General features: G+C 71.5%; 20 protein-coding genes. 4 read left to right on the forward strand and 16 right to left on the reverse strand.

Annotated features, from left to right (window positions below; genetic code table 11):
* Positions 1-72: 72 nt before the first annotated feature.
* Genes B6R96_RS07315 through B6R96_RS07335 form a run of 5 tightly spaced genes read right to left on the reverse strand, consistent with a single transcriptional unit; the run spans position 73 to position 5699 of the window.
* Positions 73-609 (reverse strand): GerMN domain-containing protein, encoded by a 537-nt coding sequence (locus B6R96_RS07315; protein WP_081522014.1) that lies wholly within the window; start codon positions 607-609, stop codon positions 73-75.
* A complete protein-coding gene (locus B6R96_RS07320) occupies positions 606-2060 on the reverse strand; it encodes a sensor histidine kinase (protein ID WP_081522015.1) in 1455 nt (484 codons plus the stop codon). The genes B6R96_RS07315 and B6R96_RS07320 overlap by 4 nt, the downstream gene beginning before the upstream one ends.
* A gap of 6 nt (positions 2061-2066) precedes the next feature.
* Entirely contained in the window at positions 2067-2750 is a 684-nt protein-coding gene (locus B6R96_RS07325; RefSeq protein ID WP_053702800.1) for a response regulator transcription factor, read from the reverse strand.
* Between the two features lie 40 nt (positions 2751-2790).
* Complete coding sequence (murJ, locus tag B6R96_RS07330; protein ID WP_081525015.1) at positions 2791-4476, reverse strand: murein biosynthesis integral membrane protein MurJ; 1686 nt, start codon at positions 4474-4476, stop codon at positions 2791-2793.
* A 53-nt stretch (positions 4477-4529) separates the two neighbouring features.
* Positions 4530-5699, reverse strand: coding sequence for a lipid II:glycine glycyltransferase FemX (locus B6R96_RS07335; protein ID WP_081522016.1), 1170 nt, complete (start codon positions 5697-5699; stop codon positions 4530-4532).
* A gap of 246 nt (positions 5700-5945) precedes the next feature.
* On the opposite strand from B6R96_RS07335, the gene B6R96_RS07340 reads away from it, so the two are divergent.
* Together B6R96_RS07340 and B6R96_RS07345 are read left to right on the forward strand one after the other, a co-directional pair.
* Positions 5946-7115 carry a L,D-transpeptidase gene (locus tag B6R96_RS07340; RefSeq protein WP_107475479.1) on the forward strand — a complete coding sequence of 390 codons (1170 nt, stop codon included), beginning with the start codon at positions 5946-5948 and terminating at the stop codon, positions 7113-7115.
* A gap of 136 nt (positions 7116-7251) precedes the next feature.
* Entirely contained in the window at positions 7252-8835 is a 1584-nt protein-coding gene (locus B6R96_RS07345) for a CocE/NonD family hydrolase (protein ID WP_081522018.1), read from the forward strand.
* Between the two features lie 75 nt (positions 8836-8910).
* On the opposite strand, the gene B6R96_RS07350 is transcribed toward B6R96_RS07345, so the two are convergent.
* The 9 genes from B6R96_RS07350 to B6R96_RS07390 all read right to left on the reverse strand — a co-directional run bounded on the left by B6R96_RS07350 (position 8911) and on the right by B6R96_RS07390 (position 16552).
* Positions 8911-9654, reverse strand: a complete 744-nt coding sequence (locus B6R96_RS07350; protein WP_030390573.1) for an amino acid ABC transporter ATP-binding protein — start codon at positions 9652-9654, stop codon at positions 8911-8913.
* A gap of 127 nt (positions 9655-9781) precedes the next feature.
* Complete coding sequence (locus tag B6R96_RS07355) at positions 9782-10222, reverse strand: DUF6278 family protein (protein ID WP_030390572.1); 441 nt, start codon at positions 10220-10222, stop codon at positions 9782-9784.
* Between the two features lie 68 nt (positions 10223-10290).
* A complete protein-coding gene (locus tag B6R96_RS07360; protein ID WP_030390571.1) occupies positions 10291-11073 on the reverse strand; it encodes an exodeoxyribonuclease III in 783 nt (260 codons plus the stop codon).
* A gap of 30 nt (positions 11074-11103) precedes the next feature.
* A complete protein-coding gene (locus B6R96_RS07365) occupies positions 11104-11736 on the reverse strand; it encodes an MBL fold metallo-hydrolase (protein WP_081522019.1) in 633 nt (210 codons plus the stop codon).
* Positions 11737-11798: 62 nt separating this feature from the next.
* Entirely contained in the window at positions 11799-12392 is a 594-nt protein-coding gene (locus tag B6R96_RS07370) for a hypothetical protein (protein WP_053702796.1), read from the reverse strand.
* Positions 12389-13561 carry an ROK family glucokinase gene (locus B6R96_RS07375; protein ID WP_081522020.1) on the reverse strand — a complete coding sequence of 391 codons (1173 nt, stop codon included), beginning with the start codon at positions 13559-13561 and terminating at the stop codon, positions 12389-12391. Before B6R96_RS07375 ends, B6R96_RS07370 begins: the two co-directional genes overlap by 4 nt.
* Positions 13558-14535, reverse strand: coding sequence for an ATP-binding cassette domain-containing protein (locus B6R96_RS07380; RefSeq protein WP_443069885.1), 978 nt, complete (start codon positions 14533-14535; stop codon positions 13558-13560). The genes B6R96_RS07375 and B6R96_RS07380 overlap by 4 nt, the downstream gene beginning before the upstream one ends.
* On the reverse strand, positions 14502-15545 hold the full coding sequence (locus B6R96_RS07385; protein WP_053702795.1) for an ABC transporter permease: 1044 nt from the start codon (positions 15543-15545) through the stop codon (positions 14502-14504). Before B6R96_RS07385 ends, B6R96_RS07380 begins: the two co-directional genes overlap by 34 nt.
* Entirely contained in the window at positions 15542-16552 is a 1011-nt protein-coding gene (locus B6R96_RS07390; RefSeq protein ID WP_078626748.1) for a sugar ABC transporter substrate-binding protein, read from the reverse strand. Before B6R96_RS07390 ends, B6R96_RS07385 begins: the two co-directional genes overlap by 4 nt.
* Before the next feature lie 195 nt (positions 16553-16747).
* On the opposite strand from B6R96_RS07390, the gene B6R96_RS07395 reads away from it, so the two are divergent.
* Positions 16748-17761, forward strand: a complete 1014-nt coding sequence (locus tag B6R96_RS07395) for a Gfo/Idh/MocA family protein (RefSeq protein WP_081522021.1) — start codon at positions 16748-16750, stop codon at positions 17759-17761.
* A 63-nt stretch (positions 17762-17824) separates the two neighbouring features.
* Here B6R96_RS07395 and B6R96_RS07400 read toward each other — a convergent pair whose 3' ends face one another.
* Positions 17825-18760, reverse strand: coding sequence for a DMT family transporter (locus tag B6R96_RS07400; RefSeq protein ID WP_081522022.1), 936 nt, complete (start codon positions 18758-18760; stop codon positions 17825-17827).
* Between the two features lie 135 nt (positions 18761-18895).
* On the opposite strand from B6R96_RS07400, the gene B6R96_RS07405 reads away from it, so the two are divergent.
* Entirely contained in the window at positions 18896-19264 is a 369-nt protein-coding gene (locus B6R96_RS07405; protein WP_081522023.1) for a hypothetical protein, read from the forward strand.
* A gap of 196 nt (positions 19265-19460) precedes the next feature.
* On the opposite strand, the gene B6R96_RS07410 is transcribed toward B6R96_RS07405, so the two are convergent.
* On the reverse strand, positions 19461-20075 hold the full coding sequence (locus B6R96_RS07410) for a dihydrofolate reductase family protein (protein WP_081522024.1): 615 nt from the start codon (positions 20073-20075) through the stop codon (positions 19461-19463).
* Positions 20076-20228 lie beyond the last annotated feature (153 nt).

Genomic DNA, 20228 nt, shown 5'->3' on the forward strand with positions numbered 1-20228 from the left:
GTGCGCGGCCCGGCCCGCAAGAGTGCGGCCGGGTCGCCGCGCGGCGACCCGCGTGCCCGGCGGTTCAGCGGTTCAGTGGTTCAGGTCGCACTCGTCGTACGGAAGGGTGGTGTCGGTGCCCTGGAGGACGACGGGGCTGAGGGTGTTCCGGACGGCGGATACGCCGACGGTGCACACGAGCTGTTTGCGTGCCAGGGGCGACAGGTCGCCCACGGGGAAGGGCACGTGGACCGTCATCCCCCGCTCCTGTGTGTACGGGCTCACCGTCACTTGGTCCCCCGTCCCGGCGGGCAGCTTGGGCAGCGCCGTGGTGAGTCCGGCCTCGCCGGCCCGGCCCATGGGCCCGTCGAGCAGCAGGCGCACGAGCGCCGCGGGCGCGATGGTGTAGCCGTCGAACAGGGTGAACGGGGCGGGAACGAGCCGGTCCCCCTCCTTCGAGACGAAGTAGAGGACGGTGCTCTTGCCGGACCCGGAGACCTTGACGGTCGCGGGGTGGCCGCTCTCGATCACCCCGGTGCGCTTGATCCCGCATCCGGTGAGGAGCAGGGCGCAGCCCGCCAGAACCGCTGTGGCCGCGGCGGTCCGGGAGCTCGTCCTCCGGCGTGTCATGCGCGGGCCTCCAGTGGCATGTCGAGGGTGAAGACGGCTCCCCCGGACGGCCCGTTGCCCGCGAGGAGGGTGCCGCCGTGCAGGCGGACGTTCTCCAGGGTGATGGCGAGGCCGAGGCCGCTGCCGGCGGAGCGGGTCCGCGCCGCGTCGGCCTTGAAGAACCGGTCGAAGATGTGCGGCAGCACCTCGGGGGCGATGCCGGGTCCGCTGTCGGCGACGTCGATCAGCAGCCGTTCGCCGGCCTGGCCGGCTCCGCCCGGTACGGTCCGTACGGTGACGCGTACGGGCGCGCCGCCGTGCCGCAGGGCGTTGCCGACGAGGTTGGCGAGGATCACGTCGAAGCGGCGCGGGTCGAGCCGTGCGCGCACCCCGTCGGGCAGTTCGGTGACGACCCGGTCGTCGACCCAGTGGCGGCGTTCGAGGGTCTTGCGCACGGCTTCGGCGATGTCGACGTCGTCGAGGTTGAGCTCGGCGGCCCGGGCGTCGAAGCGGGAGATCTCCATCAGGTCCTCGACCAGGACGGCGAGCTTGCCGGTCTCGGCGCTGACCAGGCGCAGGGCTTTGGCGGTGTCGGCGTCGAGGCGCTCGGCGTCCTCGTCGAGGACCTCGGTGACGGCGAGCATTCCGGCGAGCGGGGTGCGCAGTTCGTGGGAGACGTCGGAGGCGAAGCGGCGGGCGCGGACCTCCGCCTCCTGGAGTTCGCGCACGGACTGCTCCAGCGCGCGGGCGGTCTCGTTGAAGGTGCGGGCGAGTCCGGCGAGTTCGTCGGCGCCCCGGACCTCGATGCGTGTGTCGAGGCGGCCGCGGCCGAGGTGCTGGGCGGCCCGGCGCATGTCGCGGACCGGCCGCAGGACGCTGCGGGCGGCCAGCAGTGCGGGCACGATCGCGATGGCGAGGCCGGGGACGGCGCCCTGCTTGGCGGCGTCGACCATGGCCTCGACGGTCTGCCGCTCGGTGGAGAGCGGGACGCTGGCGAAGAAGAGGGCGCCGGTGGATTCCTTGAATCCGTTGTGTTCGAAGACGGCGGGGACGCCGACCGTGAGCCACGGGTTGCCGCGTGCGTCCTCGACCCGCTGGAAGGCGGTGTAGTCGTGGCGGCGGACCTTTTCGCGGAGGTTGTCGGTGATCACGCCGGAGGTCGGTGTGTCGGGGTTGGTGGAGACGCGCAGGCTGCCGTACTCGCCGAAGACGATCCACGGGTGCGGTTTGCCGCGCCTGCCGAGTTCGATGACGACCCGCTGGAGCTCCGGCTGGTCCAGCGGGAGGCGTATCTCCTGCTGTTCGACCTGGTCGCGCAGCGTGCTGATGGCGGTGTCCTGGGTCTGCTTGAGGATCGCGTTGCGCGCCTGCTGGTAGGTGAGGGCGGCGGTGGTCACGGCGCTGATCGCGGCGACCAGCAGGAAGGCGGCGATCAGCCGGGAGCGCAGGCCCAGCGGTGCTATGCGTCGCACCCGGGCCTACAGGGGACCGAAGCGGTAGCCGAAGCCGCGCACGGTCTGTATGTAGCGGGGGCTCGCGTCGGGGTTCTCGACCTTGGTGCGCAGTCGGCGGACGCAGGCGTCCACGAGCCGGGCGTCGGCGTGGTAGCTGTGGTCCCAGACGTACTCCAGGAGCTGCTGGCGGGAGAAGACCTGCTCGGGCGAGGCCGACAGGTGCAGCAGGAGCTTGATCTCGCTGGGGGCCAGGGGTACGCGGTCGCCGTTCTTGGCGACGCTCAGCCCGGCGCGGTCGATGGTCAGCTCGCCGTGGTGCTCGACGCCGGGGCGGGCGCCCACCGGGTCGCTGAGGCGGCGCAGTACGGCTTTGATGCGGGCTTCGATGACCTCGGTGCGGGCGGGTTTGACGATGTAGTCGTCGGCCCCGGCCTCCAGGCCGACGACGATGTCGAAGTCGTCGCCGCGTGCGGTGAGCATGATGATCGGCACCTGGCTGTTCTCGCGTATGCGGCGGCAGACCTGGACGCCGTTGATTCCCGGGAGCATCAGGTCGAGGAGGACGAGCTCGGGACGGAAGCCGCCCATCAGGGCGAGCCCTTCCTCCCCGGTCTCGGCGGAACTGACCTCGTGGCCGCGGCGGCGCAGGCCGAGGCCCACGCCCTCCCGGATGGAAGGGTCGTCCTCGATCAGCAGTACGCGTGGCATCGGGTCAGTATCCCAGGGTGGTGCGTGGCCTTGCCTCCCGCTACCGGCCCGTCTTGCGGCGCAGGGAGTCCAGCAGGTCGGTGATCTCCGTCAGGCGCAGTGGCCCGGCGAGGAGTACGACGACCAGCGCGAGGGCCGCGGTTCCCGCTCCGACCGCGGCGAAGTTGCCGAAGGGGTCGGTGGCGCGGGCGGCCGCGTACCCGGCGGCGGCCGCGGGCGCGCAGGCGGCCAGCAGCCGGACGTGGGTCCGTACAGCGCTCGCGCGCCGCTCGGTACGGGTGCCCGTGCGCGGGCCGAGCCTGCGGGAGAGGGTGTGGGCGGTGACGGCGGCGCCGGCGAGGAAGGCGACGGAGGAGGCCGCGGCCATGCCGGTGACCGCCCAGCGGGGGGACAGCAGGAAGTAGGCGGCGGCGGACAGCCCTGCGTTGAGCCCGGCGATGACCAGGTTCAGGAAGAAGGGGGTCCGGGTGTCGGAGAGGGCGTAGAAGCCGCGCGAGAGGACGTACTGCGCGGAGAAGGCGACCAGGCCGGGCGCGAAGGCGATGAGCATGCCCGCCATGACCTCGATGTCGGCGGGGCCGGTGCGGCCGTACTCGAAGACGCTGCCCATCACCCAGGGGGCGAGGGCGGCGAACAGCGCGGCGGCCGGCACGACGAGGGCGGCGCTGGAGCGCAGGGCGTAGGAGATGTCGCGGCGCAGGGCGGCGAGGTCGCCGTCGGAGGCGGCCGAGCTCATCCGGGGCATCAGGGCGGTCACGAGGGAGACGGTGATGATGCCCTGCGGGACGATCCACAGCTGGTAGGCGTTGCTGTAGGCGGTGTAGCCGGCGCCGCCGGCGAGGCCCGCCAGGGCGGCGTCCTGGCCGGTGGTGGTGGAGAGCCGGGTGACGACCCAGTAGGCGATCTGGTTGGTGAGGACGAGCATCACCAGCCAGCCCGCGTTGCGCAGCGGGCGGCCGAGGCCGCTGCCGCGCCAGTCGAAGCGGGGGCGCCAGCGGAAGCGGGCGGCGCGCAGCGAGGGGACGAGGGCGAGGGCCTGGAGGACGATGCCGGCGGTGGTGCCGAGGCCCAGGAGCCGGGTCTCGGCGGCGGTGAGGGTGCCCGCCGCGTCGTGGGAGACGTGGAGGAAGAGCCCGAAGACGCCGATGATCACGAGGTTGTTGAGGACCGGGGTCCACATCATGGCGCCGAACCGGCCGCGGGCGTTCAGCACTTGGCCGAGGAGGGTGAAGAGGCCGTAGAAGAGGATCTGCGGCAGGCAGTACCGGGCCAGGGCCACGGTGGTGCTCTCCTGGGCGCCGCTGTAGCCGGTGTAGGTCGAGACGATCAGCGGGGCGGCGAGGACGGCTGCGGCGGTGAGCGCCACGAGGGCGGCGGTGCAGGCGGTGAGCAGCCGGTCGGTGTAGGCGGCGCCGCCGTCCGCGTGTTCCTTGGCGGCCCGGACCAGTTCGGGTACGAAGACGGCGTTGAGCGCGCCGCCGATGAGCAGCATGTAGATGATGTTCGGGACCGTGTTGGCGACGGCGTAGCCGTCGCCGAGGAGTCCGGTGCCCAGCGCCGCGACGACGACGGCGGAGCGGATGAAGCCGGTGGCGCGGGAGACGATCGAACCGGCCGCCATGAGGGCGCCGCTGCGCAGCACCGAGCTCTTCGCCGGTGCCGCGCCGCCGGGGCCCGCGGGAGCGGTCGCCCCGGTGCCGGCGGCGGTGCCGGTGCCGGGGTCGATTCCGGGGTCGATTCCGGGGTCTGCGGCCGTGCCCGTGCCGGTTCCGGTGGCCGTCACCGGCGGGCCAGGTAGGCCTGGAACGCCTTGTAGAGCGCCGCGTTGGCGACTCCGTCCATCGGTATCTCCCACTCTCCGAGCGTCTCGACGACCTGTCCGCCGGTGCCGAGCTTCCAGCGCAGCAGACCGTAGGAACGCGCCGAGGGGTCAAGGGTGGAGGGTACCCCGCGCATGTCGTACTCCTCGGCGCCGAGGGCGTGGGCGTCGGACATCATGCGCCACTGCAGGGCGTTGCTGGGGCGTACTTCGCGGCGGTGGTCGGCGGAGGCGCCGGTCTGATACCAGACGCGCCTGCCGGCGGTGATCATCGTGTGGGCCGCGAGGATCTCCCCCTGGTGGATGCCGAGGTAGAGCCGCATGCGGCCCGGCGCCTCCTCGTTCAGTACCTGGTACTGCTGCTCGTAGTACGCGAGCGAGCGGCCGAGGCGGAAGCCGTCGCGCTCCTCGGTGATGCGCAGCAGGCGGTAGAACTCGGGCAGGTCCGCGAAGGTACCGACGACCGTCTCCACACCGGCCTTCTCGGCCTTGCGCACATTGCGCCGCCATTCCTGGTTGAGGCCCGCCCACACGTCGTCGAGGGAGCGGCCGGCCAGCGGTACGCGGAAGACGTGGCGGGGCTGGGCGTCGCCGTCGTCCTCGCCGCCGCACCGCCTCCAGCCGCGGGTGCGCAGCCGGTCGGCGAGGGCGGCGCCCACCGGGTCGACCTCGGTGGCGAGGACGTCGGATATCTGCCGGCCGGGCCCGGCGCCGGACTTGGCGGTGGCCGCGTCCCAGCGGCGGTAGGCGGGGGTGGGGCCGATGCGGGCGGCGAAGGCGCCGGAGGTGCGCAGGTGGCGCATGAGCGGGGTGAGCCAGCGGTCGATGTGCGGATCGGACCAGTCGGCGACGGGGCCCTCGGGAAGGTAGGCGAAGTATTTGCGGGTTCCGGGAAATTGCCGGTAGAGCACGAGTCCGGCACCCTGAATCTCGCCGTCCGGATAGTGCCATCCGACCCTTTCCGAGCGCCACAGGTCCTTTACCCGGGCCCAGGACGGGTACTGGAGAAAGCTCGCCCCGCCGTGCCGGGAAAGGAACGCCTGGTATTCGGCGACCGACAGGGTGCGCACTCGGAGCTCCCGGTCCTGGTCATGGTCCTGCTGGGCGGGGTTCACGAGCAGTGCACACACGGCTGTCGGCCTTCCTGTTCGTCCTGACGGGCTCTCACAGGACTCTCACAGCCGACCGTGACCGGCGTGCGCGACGTTTGTGACCGAACGATGACCGTTTCGCTGCGGTCGATGTCACAAGAGAAAGGGCGACCTTTTCCCCCGATTGCGGAACCTAAAGTCGCGTCGTCGCATCCTCTTTTGCGTACGCCTTCCACCACCGCTCCTGGAAAGGGCCCTTCGTTGAGCCGTATACGCCGCACCGCCATGGCGGGCACCGCACTTCTGGCCGCCTCGCTCACCGCCTGTTCGGGCGGGAGCGACGGTGGCGGTGACGACAAGGGCAAGGGCGAGGAGAAGCCGAAGGCGCCGATGGCGGTCGCGGTCAACCTCACGGGCGATCAGGTCAAGGCGGGGCAGCCGGTGACCGTGACCGTCACCGAGGGCAAGCTGGCCCAGGTGAAGGTGACCGACGCCAAGGGCGCGGAACTGCCGGGGAAGATATCCGACGACGGAAAGACCTGGACCTCGGAGCGCAACGCCCCGCCCGCCGCGGAGTACAAGGTCGAGGCGCAGAACACCGAGAGCCAGAGCGCCACCGCGCAGTTCAAGACCGGCCCCGCCGACAAGGTGAACAAGGTCTCGATCAACATCTCCAAGGGCAGCTCGGTGGGCGTGGCGATGCCCGTGTCCCTCGTCTTCGACAACCCGGTGACGAACAAGGCCGAGGTCGAGAAGCAGCTCAAGGTCACCACCTCGGACAACACCGAGGGCTCCTGGGGCTGGATCAAGGATCACGACGGCAAGGACCGCGTCGACTGGCGGCCGAAGGAGTACTGGAAGTCCGGCACGGACGTGAAGGTCGAGATGCACCTGAACGGCGTGGACTCCGGCAAGGGCGGCGGGCTGTTCGCCCGGGACTACAACACCGACTTCAAGATCGGCAAGGACCGCCGGATCCAGGTCAGCCTCGACACCAAGAAGATGTCGGTGACCCAGGACGGCCAGGCGCTCAGGACGATCCCGATCTCGGCGGGCACTCCCGGCGGCAAGAAGGCATCCTGGTCCGGGAAGATGGTGATCATGACGAAGGAGGGCACCATCCGGATGGACTCCCAGACGGTGGGCCTGGACAACGCCTACGACAAGATGGTCGATTACTCGATGCGGCTGACCTGGTCCGGCATGTACGCGCACGCCGCCCCGTGGAACGAGGGCGCCTTCGGCCGCGTCAACAGCAGCTCCGGCTGCGTGGGGATGAGCGACGCCGACGCCAAGGAGTTCTTCGGGCAGTCCCAGGTGGGCGACCTCTTCGAGGTGGTCGGCGGGGGCTCGAAGGGTCAGGCGGAGATCGGCAACGGCTACGGCGAGTGGAACCTGTCGTGGGACCAGTGGAAGGCCAAGAGCGCCCTGTCCACCGCTCCGCAGAACGGCTGAGCGCCGGACCGCAGTTGATCCACCCCAACCGCCCAATCGTTACCGGCACGTAACTTACTCACGGGTTACTTTCGGTAACACACTCCCGTTACCGTCGGGTCACTTTGACAACCCCGGCGTACGCGAGGAGCGATCGATGCAACGCACCACCACCGCCGCGGTGCTGGCGACCCTCTTGGCGGCAGCCGCCCTGGGCCTGGCCCCCCACCAGGCCCAGGCGGCTCCCCCCACCCCCGTGGCCGCCGCCGACGCCTCGTCGCAGGTGCGCTTCCACGACATCCCCGGCTCCGGCGGCATCACCCTCAAGGGCAACGTCTTCACCCCGGCCGGAGCCGAGAGCGGCCGGAAGTACCCGCTGATCGTGCTGCCCACCAGCTGGGGCCTGCCGCAGATCGAATACATCGCCCAGGCCAAGAAGCTCGCCGACTCGGGCTACATCGTGGTCAGTTACACCTCGCGCGGCTTCTGGCTCTCCGGCGGCAACATCGAGGTCGCCGGCCCGCCGGACATCGCCGACGTCAGCGCCGTCATCGACTGGGCCCTCGTCAACTCCCCCGCCGACGCGGACCGCATCGGCCTCGGCGGGGTCTCGTACGCCGCCGGCATCACCCTGCTGGCCTCCGCCCACGACCCGCGCGTCAAGGCCGTCGTCGCGATGAGCGGCTGGGCGGACCTCATCGAGTCCATCTACTCCGGCCGGACCCAGCACCTCCAGGCCGCCGCGATGCTCGGCGCCGCCGGATACCTCACCGGCCGCCCCGGACCCGAATTCAAGACGCTCCTCGGCAACTTCCTCGGCTCCCGGCTGGACCAGGAACAGCAGATGATCGAGTGGGGCAGGAAGCGATCGGCGTCCGAGCAGGTGGACCGGATCAACGCCAACGGCGCCGCGATCATGCTCGGCAACGCCTGGGGCGACACCATCTTCCCGCCCAACCAGTACGCGAAGTTCTACGAGCGGCTGACCGGCCCCAAGCGGCTGGAGTTCCGGCCCGGGGACCACGCCACCGCCGAGGGCACCGGCCTGCTGGGGCTGCCCAACGACACCTGGACCAACGCGCACCGCTGGTTCGACCGCTACCTCAAGGGCGAGCGCAACGGCATCGACACCGAGGCCCCGGTGCAGATCAAGTCCCGTAGCGACGACGGGTACGAGGGCTACGCCGACTGGAAGTCGGTCGGCTCCGGGGGCACCGAGAAGCTCGCACTCTCCGACAGCGAGCACCTGTTCGCGAACGTCGACTCCGGCGCCAACGGCGGCATCCTCCTCCTCTCCAGCGCCCTCGACCAGTTCGCCAAGGCCCCGCCGATCGCCTCCATTCCGCTCCTGCCCCGGGCCTTCGCCGGCGTCTGGCAGTCGGAGCGCTACGACCGGGCCCGCCGGGTGCGCGGCACCGTGAAACTGCACACCACCCTCACGCCCACCAAGGCCGACGGCACCTTCGTCGCGTACCTCTACGACGTCGGCCCGCTCGGCATCGGCAAGCTCGTCAGCAACGCCCCGTACACCTTCCACGGGAAGGCTCCCGGCAAGGCCTTCGGAGTGGACCTGGAGCTGTTCTCCACCGCCTACGACGTTCCCGCGGGCCACCGGCTCGCCCTGGTCGTCGACACCGTCGACCCGCTCTACATCGAGCACAACCCCGCCGGTGCGCAGCTGACCTTCTCCTCGCCGCGCACCGATCCCAGCTATGTGTCGGTGCCGCTGCGCGAGCAGTGATCCACGGCTGCTGCCGGGTCCGCCCGGCAGCGGCCGGCCGCGCCAGCGGTGCCGCCGTCGGTGCGGTCCATGCCGTCAGTGCTTGAGGATCTTGGAGAGGAAGTCCTTGGCGCGGTCGCTCTCGGGGGCGGTGAAGAACTGCTCCGGGGTGCGGTCCTCGATGATCTGCCCGTCGGCCATGAAGACCACGCGGTTCGCGGCGGAGCGGGCGAAGCCCATCTCGTGGGTGACCACGATCATGGTCATGCCCTCGCGGGCGAGCTGCTGCATGACCTCCAGCACCTCGTTGATCATCTCCGGGTCGAGTGCGGAGGTGGGCTCGTCGAAGAGCAGGGCCTTGGGGTCCATGGCGAGGGCGCGGGCGATGGCCACGCGCTGCTGCTGGCCGCCGGAGAGCTGGGCCGGGAACTTCGGGGCCTGGTCGGCGAGGCCCACGCGCTCCAGGAGTTCCATGGAGCGCTGGTCCGCCTCGCCCCTGCGGCGCCCCCGGACCTTGACCTGCGCGAGGGTGACGTTGGCGAGGACGGTCCTGTGCGCGAAGAGGTTGAAGGACTGGAAGACCATCCCCACCTCGGCCCGCAGCCGGGCCAGCTCCTTGCCCTCGGCGGGCAGCGGCTCCCCGTCGATCAGGATGGTGCCCGACTCGACGGTCTCCAGCCGGTTGATCGCCCGGCACAGGGTGGACTTCCCGGAGCCGGAGGGGCCGATGACCACGACCACCTCCCCGCGGCCGACGGTCAGATTGATGTCCCGCAGGACGTGCAGCGCCCCGAAGTGCTTGTTGACGTCCCGCAGCTCGATCAACGGTTCGACGGCCATGTGCTGCCCTGTCCACTTGTCGGTGTCGGTGTCGGTGCGGCGAAGTGCCCGCTCCACGCTAACTATCCAGCCCGGGAAGGGCACTTCGCGCGGGACGGGGCCTGCGACACGCCGGGGCCGTCGACCGTCAGCCCTCGGAGGCCTCCGCGTAGGCCTGGCTCAGTTCGGGGGATCCGGTCATCGCCCAGGACACCCCCGACTCGATCACGTTCAGTTCCCGGCCGGAGGCCAGCCGGATCACCGGCTGGCCGTTGGGCCACACCCGCCAGACCGCCCCGGGGATGGTCCTGATGATCACGGTCCCGAGGTAGAACCCGGCGTCGTTGCCGAGCCAGGGCACCGCCTCGGGGTCCCGGCGCCAGCGGGGCATCAGCTGGTCCAGCGCCTCCAACGAGGTCTGGGTCTCGTCGAGTTCGAGGCCGGCCGCCCGTGCCTGGACGCGCAGCATCTCGCACTCCGAGAACAACTCGGCGACGCCCTCGGGGTCGTCCGCGAGGGCGGCGGCGAGTCCCGCACCCTGTTCCTTTTCACGTCGGTTCAGCCAGTTGTCCAGGAAAGGGATGTTCATACCGCCCAGCGTCGCACCAGGATCCGCCGCTGGCCACAGGGCGCGCCTGGATCCGTCGGCCCGGATGGCTACCCGAGATCGAGGTCCACGACGACGGGAGCGTGGTCGGAGGCACCCTTGCCCTTGCGCTCCTCGCGGTCGACGTAGGAGTCGGTGACGGCCTTGGCGAAGGCCGCGTTCCCGTAGACCAGGTCGATGCGCATGCCCTTGTTCTTGGGGAAGGCGAGCATCCGGTAGTCCCAGAAGGTGTACGGACGGTCGTACTTCAGCGCGCGCGGGAACACGTCCGACAGGCCGGCGGCCCGCAGCGCCTCCAGGGCGGCCCGCTCGGCAGGGGTGACGTGGGTGAGGCCCGCGAAGACGGCCGGGTCGTAGACGTCCTCGTCGGTCGGTGCCACGTTGAAGTCGCCGAGCACCGCGAAGGGGCGCTCGGCGGCCGCGTCCGCGGCGATCGCCGTGGCCAGGGCGCGGAACCAGTCCAGCTTGTAGCCGTAGTGGTCGTGCTCGACCTCGCGCCCGTTGGGCACGTACACCGACCAGACCCGCACGCCGCCGCAGGTCGCGGAGATCGCGCGGGGCTCCTGGACGCCCTCGTAGTCGGGGCCGCCGGGCAGTCCGAGGACCACGTCCTCCAGGCCGACCTTGGAGAGCAGGGCCACGCCGTTCCAGCGGCCGGTGGCATTGACCGCCGATTCGTAGCCCAGCTCACGCAGTGCGTCGTGCGGGAACTGCTCCGCCGAGCACTTGGTCTCCTGGATGCACAGGACGTCCGTGCCGGAGCTCTCCAGCCAGGCCAGCAGGCGCGGCAGCCGGGCGGTGATGGAGTTGACGTTGTAGGTGGCGATACGCATACGTGCCAACCTACCGCCCGGCACCGACAGTCACAGTTCGGCGGAGTCCCCCGCGGTGAGTCGCCCGTGGTCGGTGCCCCCGAGGGCGCCCAGGACGTTGTCGTAGATCGGCCGGGCGAGGTCGGAGAGGTAGGCGTCGTGGATGTCGAGGGCCCGGCGCGGCTTGACCTCGCGGAGGTAGTCGATCACCTCGGAGACCTTGTTCCAGGGGGCGTGGACCGGGACCATCAGCGTCTCGACGGGTACCCCGGGCACGGTCAGGGCGTCCCCGGGGTGGAAGAGGGAACCCTCCACGAGGTAGCCGACGTTCGTGACGCGCGGGATGTCCGGGTGGATCACCGCGTGCAGTTCCCCGTGCACCTGCACCTCGAACCCGGCCGCGGTGAAGGTGTCGCCGTGGCCTACCGTGTGCACCCGGCCCGGGTAGGCGGCGGCGAGCTTCTCGGCGACGCTGCGCAGGGTCCACAGCCGGACGGCCGGATCGGCGTCGAGGGCGGCCCTCAGCCGGCCCTCGTCGAAGTGGTCGGGGTGTTCGTGCGTGACCACCAGGGCGTCCGCCCCCAGGCCCGCGTCCGGTTCGCTGAAGGCGCCCGGGTCGATGACGAGCGTGCGCCCGTCCTTCTCCAACTGGACGCAGGAATGCAGCCGCTTGGTGAGCTTCATGATCCCAGGCTAGGCCCTGTCGTCACGGTCCCGCACGGCCCGCGGGGCCGGGGGCCGGGCGGTCAGGGCGTGGTGGTGGAGACCACGTACACCCGGGGCTTCTCGGGGTCCGTGAGGTCCACCGTGATGTCCCGGCTGGGCCGCGGGTCCGCCTGTTCGAGGCTGACCCCGTACCAGAGCGACTTCGGGCTCCAGCTCCAGCCCGCGACCTCCGCGTCGTGCGGGGAGATCGCCACCTCGCCCGGGTTCAGCGCGGCGCGGCTGGTGCCGACGGCGGCGAGGAAGGCGTCGAGGTCCTCCGGGGTCACCGCGAACTGGGTGAACAGGCGGCTGGTGCGCCAGTTGTTCGTCTCCAGGAAGCCGACGCGCCAGGCCTTCGGCGGGATCGGTACCTCGTAGATGCTGCGCTGCACCTTGGAGGGCCAGCCGGGGCGCACCTTGGAGGCGCCGACCCGGGCGGCCTTGTCGCGGCCGCTCTCGCGGCTCTGCTGGGTGGAGATGGCCAGGTAGCCCGCGGGCACGCCGACCAGCAGCAGGATGATGATCGCGGTGATCCAGCGGCGCTTGACGACGTGCCGGCGGTCCTCGGCGGTGGGCGGCGGCGGGCCTTCCGCGTCGGGGGCGGAGGCCTGGTGGGGCAGGGTGGGCGGGTTCACTGTTTGTCCTGGTCCTCGGGGCCGGCGGGGTCGCGCCGGCCCAGCTGCTGCGCGTAGCGCTCGTACCGCTCGTAGCGCTCGACCCGTCGGCGGGTGGCTCGGCGGAAGCGGCGGGCGACGAGCCGGGCGAGGTCGGCGGCGCCGACCATGCCCGCCTCCGGCCCGAGCTGGGCCTTGGCGATACGGGCCTCGGGGCGGTAGCCGCGGCCGGTGAGGTGGCGGCGGAAGGCGTCCCGGGCGGGGCCGATCAGCAGGTCGTCGGCGGCGCTGACGCCGCCGCCGATGACGAAGCAGGACGGGTCGAGGGCGGCGGCGAGGTTGGCGATGCCCACGCCCAGCCACTGGCCGATGTCCTGGAGGAGCTCGACGCACATGGCGTCGCCCTCGCGGGCCAGCTCGGTGATGAGCGGCCCGGTGATCTCGGAGACGTTGCCGCCGACCCTGGCGATGATGTTGTACGCGACCGGGGAGTCGGCGGCGGCCAGCTCGCGGGCCTCGCGGACCAGGGCGTTCCCGGAGCTGTACTGCTCCCAGCAGCCGCGGTTGCCGCAGGGGCAGCGGTGGCCGCCGGGGACGACCTGCATATGGCCGAACTCGCCCGCGACCCCGAAGCGGCCGCGCTTGACCTGGCCGCCTTCGAGGATGGCCCCGCCGATACCGGTACCGAGCGTGATCATGACGAGGTGGTCCTCGCCGCGGCCGGCGCCGAAGCGCCATTCCGCCCAAGCGGCGGTGTTCGCGTCGTTGTCGACCATGACCGGGACCGCGAGGCGGGACTGGAGCGCGTCGCGCAGGGGCTCGTCGCGCCAGGCCAGGTGGGGTGCGAACAGCACGCGGGAGCGGTCGGCGTCGACCCAGCCGGCGGCGCCGATGCCGACCGCGTGCACGTCGTGCCGGTCGGAGAGGTCCAGCACCAGCTCGACGATGGTGTCCTCGACGACCTTGGGGCTCTTGGACTTGTCCGGGGTCTCGGTGCGGATCTTCTCCAGGATGATCCCGTCGGCGTCGACGACCCCGGCCATGACCTTGGTGCCGCCGATGTCGATGCCGACCGTCGGGACCCTCGGGGCCGTCAGGTGCGAGCGGCGCTCCCGGCTCCCGATGGTCCGCAGGACGGTGCTCCGCGCCGACCCCCGGTGGGTGAGCGTGAGGTCCCGGTACGTGCTCATCGAGTCGTGTCGTCCCTCTTGGGTGCGGTGGGTCGGGTGGCCGGGTCGGAGGTGGCGGCCGGGTCGCTCGGACCGGCTGCGCCGTCCGCGGCGGCCGTGGCCGGTGGGGTGCCTGCCCCTGATTCTGCCACTCGCTCCAGTTCGTGGCTCAGCTCGTCGAGCTCGGAGCCGCCCGCCATCTGCCGGGTGAGCTCGTCGAGCGTGATCGAGTCGCGGGTGTGGCTGCCCGCCATGGTGCCGCGCTTGAGGAGGACGAAACGGTCCCCCACCAGGTACGCGTGGTGCGGGTTGTGCGTGATCAGCACCACGCCGAGGCCGGCGTCCCGGGCGGCGGCGACGTACTTGAGGACCACTCCGGACTGCTTGACGCCGAGGGCCGCGGTGGGCTCGTCGAGTACGAGGACCTTCGCCCCGAAGTACACGGCGCGGGCGATGGCCACGCACTGGCGCTCACCGCCGGACAGGGTGCCGATGGGCTGGTCCACGTCGCGCAGGTCGATGCCCATGCGCAGCAGCTCGGCGCGGGTGGTCTCGCGCATGAGGTCCACGTCCAGGCGGCGGAAGGGGCCGCGGCCGCGGGTGGGCTCGGAGCCGAGGAAGAAGTTCCGCCAGACGGGCATGAGCGGGACGACGGCGAGGTCCTGGTAGACGGTGGCGATGCCGTGGTCGAGGGCCGCGCGCGGGTTGGCGAGGACGGTCTCCTCCCCCTCGATCTCGAAGCTGCCGGCGTCGTGCCGGTGCAGCCCCGCGATGATCTTGATGAGGGTGGACTTGCCGGCGCCGTTGTCGCCGAGGACACAGGTGATCTCGCCCGCCGAGACCTCCAGGGAGACCCCCTGGAGGGCGCGGATGTTCCCGTAGAACTTGCTGACGTCGGTCAGCTTCACCAGGGCGGGGGCAGCCCCGGGCCCGGTGGCGGTCGTGCTCTTGTCGGTCGCGGTCACTTGGTCGCCTCCGCCCGCTTGCGGACCCATGCGTTGAGCAGCGTGGCCAGCAGGAGCATCGCGCCGAGGAAGAACTTGAACCAGTCCGGGTTCCACTGGGCGTACACGATGCCGTTGCTGGTCATGCCGAAGATGAAGGCGCCGACCGCCGAGCCGATGGCGGAGCCGTAGCCGCCGGTCATCAGGCAGCCGCCGATGACGGCCGCGATGATGTAGAGGAACTCGTTGCCCACGCCCTCGCCCGACTGGACCACGTCGAACGAGAAGAGGATGTGCTGTCCGGAGATCCAGGCGCACAGGGCGACGCCCATGTAGAGCCCGATACGGGTCTTCACGACGGGTACGCCGGTGGCGCGGGCAGCATCCGCCCCGCCGCCCACGGCGAAGATCCAGTTGCCGGCGCGGGTGCGCAGCAGGATCCAGGTGGCGACGGCGACGATGGCGAACCACCACAGGATGGTGACCTTGAGGGTGACCGAGCCGATGTTCCACTGCGAGGCGAACAGGGCCCGGGCGGAGGCGAAGCCCTCCATGTCGGCGATGGTCTTGGTGGAGACCGTGCCGGTGATCAGCTTGGTGAAGCCGAGGTTCAGGCCGGTCAGCATCAGGAAGGTGCCGAGCGTGATGATGAAGCTGGGCAGCTTCGTGCGGGTCAGCATGAACCCGTTGAAGAAGCCGATGGCCAGGGTGACCAGCAGGGACACGCCGACGCCGACCCAGACGTTGGCGGTCATCTGGTAGCTGAACATCGAGCTGACCAGCGCCGAGGTCGTGACCATGACACCGGCGGAGAGGTCGAACTCGCCGCCGATCATCAGCAGGGCCACCGGGGCGGCCATGATCCCGATGGTGGAGGCCGAGTAGAGGATCGTGCTGAGGCTGGAAGCCTGCAGGAAGCTGGGGGCCACGATCGAGAAGAAGATGAAGACGGCGGCGGCGCCGACCACCGAGCCCAGCTCGGGCCGGCCGAGCAGCTTGCGCAGGACGGAGGTGGGGGCGAGCCGTTCGTCGAGCCCGTCCGCGGGCCTGGCCGTGCTCATCGGGTGCCCCGCTTGATGTACTCCTCCAGCTTGGCGGCCTCGGCGGCCGTGACGATCTGCGGGCCGGTGAGCACCGGGCGGCCGCCGCCGAGCACGTTCGCGTTGTAGCGGTAGAGCCACAGCAGGTCGATGGCCTCGTAGCCCTGGAGGTAGGGCTGCTGGTCGACGGCGAAGCCGAGGGCGCCCGACTTCAGGTCGCGGGCCACCGAGTCGTTGAGGTCGAAGGTGTCCACCTCGGCCTTGCTGCCCGCCGCGTCCTTCGCCTTGACGGCGGTGGGCGCGAAGGGCGCGCCCAGGGTGAGGATCGCGTCGACGGAGGGGTCCGCCTGGAGCTTGGCCTGGAGGGCCGCCTGGACGGAGGGCATGTTCGTGCCCTCCACGTACAGGTTCTCCATGGTGCCGGAGAAGGTCTTCTTCGCCCCGGCACAGCGCTGCTCGTGGCCCACGTTGCCCTGCTCGTGCAGGACGCAGACCGCCTTCTTGCGGCCGCGCTTGTTCAGCTCGGTGCCGACGGCCTCGCCCGCGATCTCCTCGTCCTGGCCGATGTGGGTCAGCGCCCCGTACTCGGCGGACTGGGCGGAGCCGGAGTTGACCGTGATCACCGGAATGCCGGCCTTGACGGCCTTGGCGAGGACGTCCTTGAGGGCCTCCGGCTTGGCCAGGCTGACGACGATCCCGTCGACCTTCTGGTCGATGGCGTTCTGCACGAACTGCGCCTGCTGCTGCGCCTGGTCGTCGTGGGCGTAGACGAAGTTGATGTTGTCCTTCGCCGCGGCCTCCTTGGCGCCCTTCTGGACGATGTCCCAGAAGGTGTCGCCGTCGCCCGCGTGCGTGACCATCGCGAAGGTCCAGCGCGGGGTCGAGACGGCGGGCCGGCCCGCCGCGGCGGCCTTCGCCCGCTCCTCGGCCCGCTTGCCGCCCGTGCTGCTGCAGCCCGCGAGCGAGGCCCCCAGTACCGCCGCGAGCACGGCGCCCACGACGCGTACCCCTGTCCGAACCCTAGCCACGTCGCCGTGCCCTTCCCTCGTCACCATTGCGGTCCGTCGTCGAGCCGGTCACCAATCCGGTCATTACGGCTCCATTCCGGTCCAGCCGCTCAGTATCCGCCACAGTCGACCATGAAGGGTCATCGGGGCACGCCCGAGCAGGTTGACATGCGCGGGCGGATTGACAGGTTCCGCCGACAGGGTCAGGTTGAGTGCATGCGCATCGGGCTCATCGGAACGGGCCGGATCGGGTCCTTCCACGCGGCGGTACTGGCCCGCCACCGGGAAGCCGGCTCGCTCCTGCTCGCGGACGCCGATCCCGCGCGGGCGGCGCGCCTCGCCGACCGGCTCGGGGCCACTGCCGCGCCCTCCGTGGAGCAGGTCTTCACCTGGGGCGTGGACGCCGTGGTGATCGCGTCGGCGACCGAGGCGCATGCGGACCTCGTCGTACGGGCGGTGCGCGGCGGGCTGCCGGTGTTCTGCGAGAAGCCGCTGGCCCCGGACCTGAACCGGTCCCTGGCGGCCCTGCGGGAGGTCGCGGCCGCGGGCGGGCTGCTCCAGGTGGGTTTCATGCGCCGCTTCGACGCGGGCTACGGCACGGCCCGCGAGCTGGTCCGTTCGGGCTCCCTGGGGCGGCTGCACACCGTCCGGACGACGACGGCCGATCCGGCGCCGCCGGCCGCCGGGTACCTGGCGACCTCCGGCGGGCTCTACCGGGACTGCCTGGTGCACGACTTCGACATGGTCCGCTGGGTGACCGGGCGCGAGGTGGTCGAGGTGTACGCGGCCGGGTCGGACGCGGGTCCGGCGCTCTTCCGGGAGACGGGCGACATCGACACGGCGGCCGCCGTGCTGACCCTGGACGACGGAACCCTGGTCACGGCCACCGGCACGCGGTGCAACGGCGCCGGGTACGACGTACGGATGGAGCTGGCCGGGGAGCTCGACCAGGTCTCCGTCGGGCTGGACGACCGGACGCCGATCGCCTCCACCGAACCGCACGGCCCGCCCGCGGCCAGCAAGCCGTGGACGGGCTTCCTGGAACGTTTCGCCCCGGCGTACGAGGCCGAGCTGGCCGCCTTCGTCCAGCTGGTGCGGGGCGAGGGCCCCAACCCGTGCGACGGCCGGGAGGCACTGGCCGCGTTCCGGATCGCGGAGGCCTGCGAGCTCTCGCGCAGGGAGCGGCGCCGGGTGCGGCTGGAGGAACTCCCGGACCTGCCGGCTCTGTAAGGGGGGCACGGGGCCACACTAAGCCGGGTGATCACCTGTGGCTGCGACGCTTTCCGGCCACGCTCAGGGCGTCGTCGCCGGCGTCACGGCGCGCCGTCCCCAGGCGGTGCCGGCGAGGACCAGGAGGGCCCCCGCGTAGCCGAGGACCCCCGGCTCCTCCCCTCCGACGGCAATGCCCGCGACGGCGGCCCACAGCGGCTCGGTGCCGAGCAGCAGGCTGACCCGGGAGGGCGAGGTACGCCGTACGGCCCACATCTGCACGAAGAAGGCGAAGAGGGTGCAGAAGACGGAGAGGAAGGCGAGCCCGGCCCATTCGGCGGCCCCGAAGCCGACGGCGGCGGCCCGGGGGCTGTCACCTGTCCCGGGTACGGCGGCCAGCACGGCGAAGACGACGACCGCGGCGCCGAGCTGCACGGTGGTCAGGGACAGCGGGTCGGCGTCCTGGACGCCCTTGATGCGCGCCATGAGCAGGACGTGCAGGGTCCGGGCGAGGGCGGCGCCGAGGATGAGCAGGTCACCGTCGCTGGGCGCGGTGAAGCCGGCGCCGGCGCCCTGGGTCAGCAGCACGACCCCGACGACGGAGAGGGCGGCGGCGCCCAGGAAGCCGGCGGAGGGCGCCCGCTTCCTGACGGCCGATTCGGCGAGCGGGGTGAAGACCATGGTCAGGCTGATGATCAGCCCGGCGTTGGTGGCGGAGGTGTGGACGACCCCGTAGGTCTCCAGGAGGAAGATCCCCCCGAGTACGAGGCCCAGCACCCCGGCGCCGCGCAGCTGGGCGGGACTCAGCGCGCGCAGCCGCGCCCACCCGGCGACGACCAGGACCGGCATCACGAGCGCGAACCGCAGCACGAGCACGGCGACGACGGTGTGGGTGGTGGTGATGCCCTTGGCGGCGAGGTAGCTGCCGCCCCAGACGACGGCGACGGCCAGCACGGGCAGATCGGCGAGCCAGGCCCGGCGGGGCGCTCCGACTCCGGCGGCGGGCGAGAGCACGGTCACGGCAGGTCTCCATCGGGGCTCATCAGGGGTGGAGACATCGGCGGCTCGCACGGGTGCGGGCACACCGTACCGGAGCCGATCATGCCGGGCGACCCTATTCCTGGCCACGGCCGACGGGCCCGTAGCATCGGCGGCATGGCTGATCTCTACGCCCTGGACCTGGCGTTCGACCTGCTCGACACCACGCCCGACGACGTGCTCGCGGAGGTGCGCCGCCAGCTGACGGGGGACGGACTGCTCTCGACCCGGGGCCCGGCGTGGCGCGTCGGCGGCATGCTCGTCGGCGAGTTCGCCCCGACCGAGCGCGGCGGCTGGGCCCTGACCACCCGCCAGGAGGTCCACGAGGAACAGCTCCCGGACCTGGAGGACCTCCTCCTGCTCCTGGCCCCCCACGTCCGCCCCCCGGGCCCGGTCGGCCGCCTGCGCCACTACGAGAACGAGTCCCCGGACCTCCTGGTCCTGCGCGAGGGCCGCGTGGTCCAACTGGCGCTCGACCGGCGGTAGGCGGCCCGCCCCGCGGTAGCCCGCCTGCACGGCGGCTCGCGCGCGGGCCGAGCCGAGCGGGCCCGGGCCGGTACGGCGGGGCATCCAGCACAACGGCATCGGCCATGGGCGGGCGGCGGCCCGGGGATGAGGCGGGGTGCGGCGCCGGGCCCCGACACCGGGCCGGATCCGAGGCCCCTTCGACTGGCCGGGCGGGTCAGCCGACGGTGCCGAAGGCGGCCCGCCCCGTGGGCCGGTAGGTCTGGATCGCCGGCCCGGCCGGCGTCGTACGGGAGCCCGTCAACTCGTACGCGGTCGGCAGCCCGCCGGTGGGGAACAGCCGCTGCCCCGTGCCGAGGACCACGGGGAAGACCAGCAGGTTCAGCTCGTCGACGAGGTCGCGGGCCAACAGCCACTGCGCGAGCACGCCGCTGCCGTGCACCTGCAACTCCCCGTCCATCCTGTCCTTCGCTCGCACGATTTCGCTCTGCAGGTGCTCCCCGTCGAGCACGGTGGCCGGCCCCCAGGCTGGCTCCGTGAGGGTGGTGGACGCCACGTACTTGTGCAGCCGGTTCAGCTTGCCCGCGACGGGATCGGCGGGGTCGTCGTGCTCGGGCCAGTACGCGGCGAAGATCTCGTACGTCCGCCGCCCGAGCAGAAACGCCTCGGCCCGCCCGAACACCTCGGTGATGAACTCCCCCATCCCCTCATCGGCGAACGGCGCGACCCACCCCCCGTACGCGAATCCCCCACTCGGATCCTCCTCGGGCCCGCCCGGCGCCTGCATCACGCCGTCCAACGTCACGAAACTGGTCAGTGTCAACTCGGCCATGCTCCTGCGCTCCTCGCTCGGTCGTACTCGACGAATGCAGACTCCCGGACAAGGGAACTCTCATCTCTCTGCCACGCGGCACCTGGCCAACTCACCCTCAGAGAGCAGTCCCCTACGCCCCGCGCGGCAACAGTGCGCTGCTCCACATGGGCG

The organism is Streptomyces sp. Sge12 (assembly GCF_002080455.1).
GTDB lineage: Bacteria > Actinomycetota > Actinomycetes > Streptomycetales > Streptomycetaceae > Streptomyces.

Coding starts and splice junctions, on each gene's coding strand:
- B6R96_RS07315 (WP_081522014.1), bottom strand. CDS start 609: ATGACACGCCGGAGGACGAGCTCCCGGACCGCCGCGGCCACAGCGGTT.
- B6R96_RS07325 (WP_053702800.1), bottom strand. CDS start 2,750: ATGCCACGCGTACTGCTGATCGAGGACGACCCTTCCATCCGGGAGGGC.
- B6R96_RS07340 (WP_107475479.1), top strand. CDS start 5,946: ATGGCGGGCACCGCACTTCTGGCCGCCTCGCTCACCGCCTGTTCGGGC.
- B6R96_RS07345 (WP_081522018.1), top strand. CDS start 7,252: ATGCAACGCACCACCACCGCCGCGGTGCTGGCGACCCTCTTGGCGGCA.
- B6R96_RS07350 (WP_030390573.1), bottom strand. CDS start 9,654: ATGGCCGTCGAACCGTTGATCGAGCTGCGGGACGTCAACAAGCACTTC.
- B6R96_RS07355 (WP_030390572.1), bottom strand. CDS start 10,222: ATGAACATCCCTTTCCTGGACAACTGGCTGAACCGACGTGAAAAGGAA.
- B6R96_RS07360 (WP_030390571.1), bottom strand. CDS start 11,073: ATGCGTATCGCCACCTACAACGTCAACTCCATCACCGCCCGGCTGCCG.
- B6R96_RS07365 (WP_081522019.1), bottom strand. CDS start 11,736: ATGAAGCTCACCAAGCGGCTGCATTCCTGCGTCCAGTTGGAGAAGGAC.
- B6R96_RS07375 (WP_081522020.1), bottom strand. CDS start 13,561: ATGAGCACGTACCGGGACCTCACGCTCACCCACCGGGGGTCGGCGCGG.
- B6R96_RS07380 (WP_443069885.1), bottom strand. CDS start 14,535: ATGGGTCCGCAAGCGGGCGGAGGCGACCAAGTGACCGCGACCGACAAG.
- B6R96_RS07385 (WP_053702795.1), bottom strand. CDS start 15,545: ATGAGCACGGCCAGGCCCGCGGACGGGCTCGACGAACGGCTCGCCCCC.
- B6R96_RS07395 (WP_081522021.1), top strand. CDS start 16,748: ATGCGCATCGGGCTCATCGGAACGGGCCGGATCGGGTCCTTCCACGCG.
- B6R96_RS07405 (WP_081522023.1), top strand. CDS start 18,896: ATGGCTGATCTCTACGCCCTGGACCTGGCGTTCGACCTGCTCGACACC.
- B6R96_RS07410 (WP_081522024.1), bottom strand. CDS start 20,075: ATGGCCGAGTTGACACTGACCAGTTTCGTGACGTTGGACGGCGTGATG.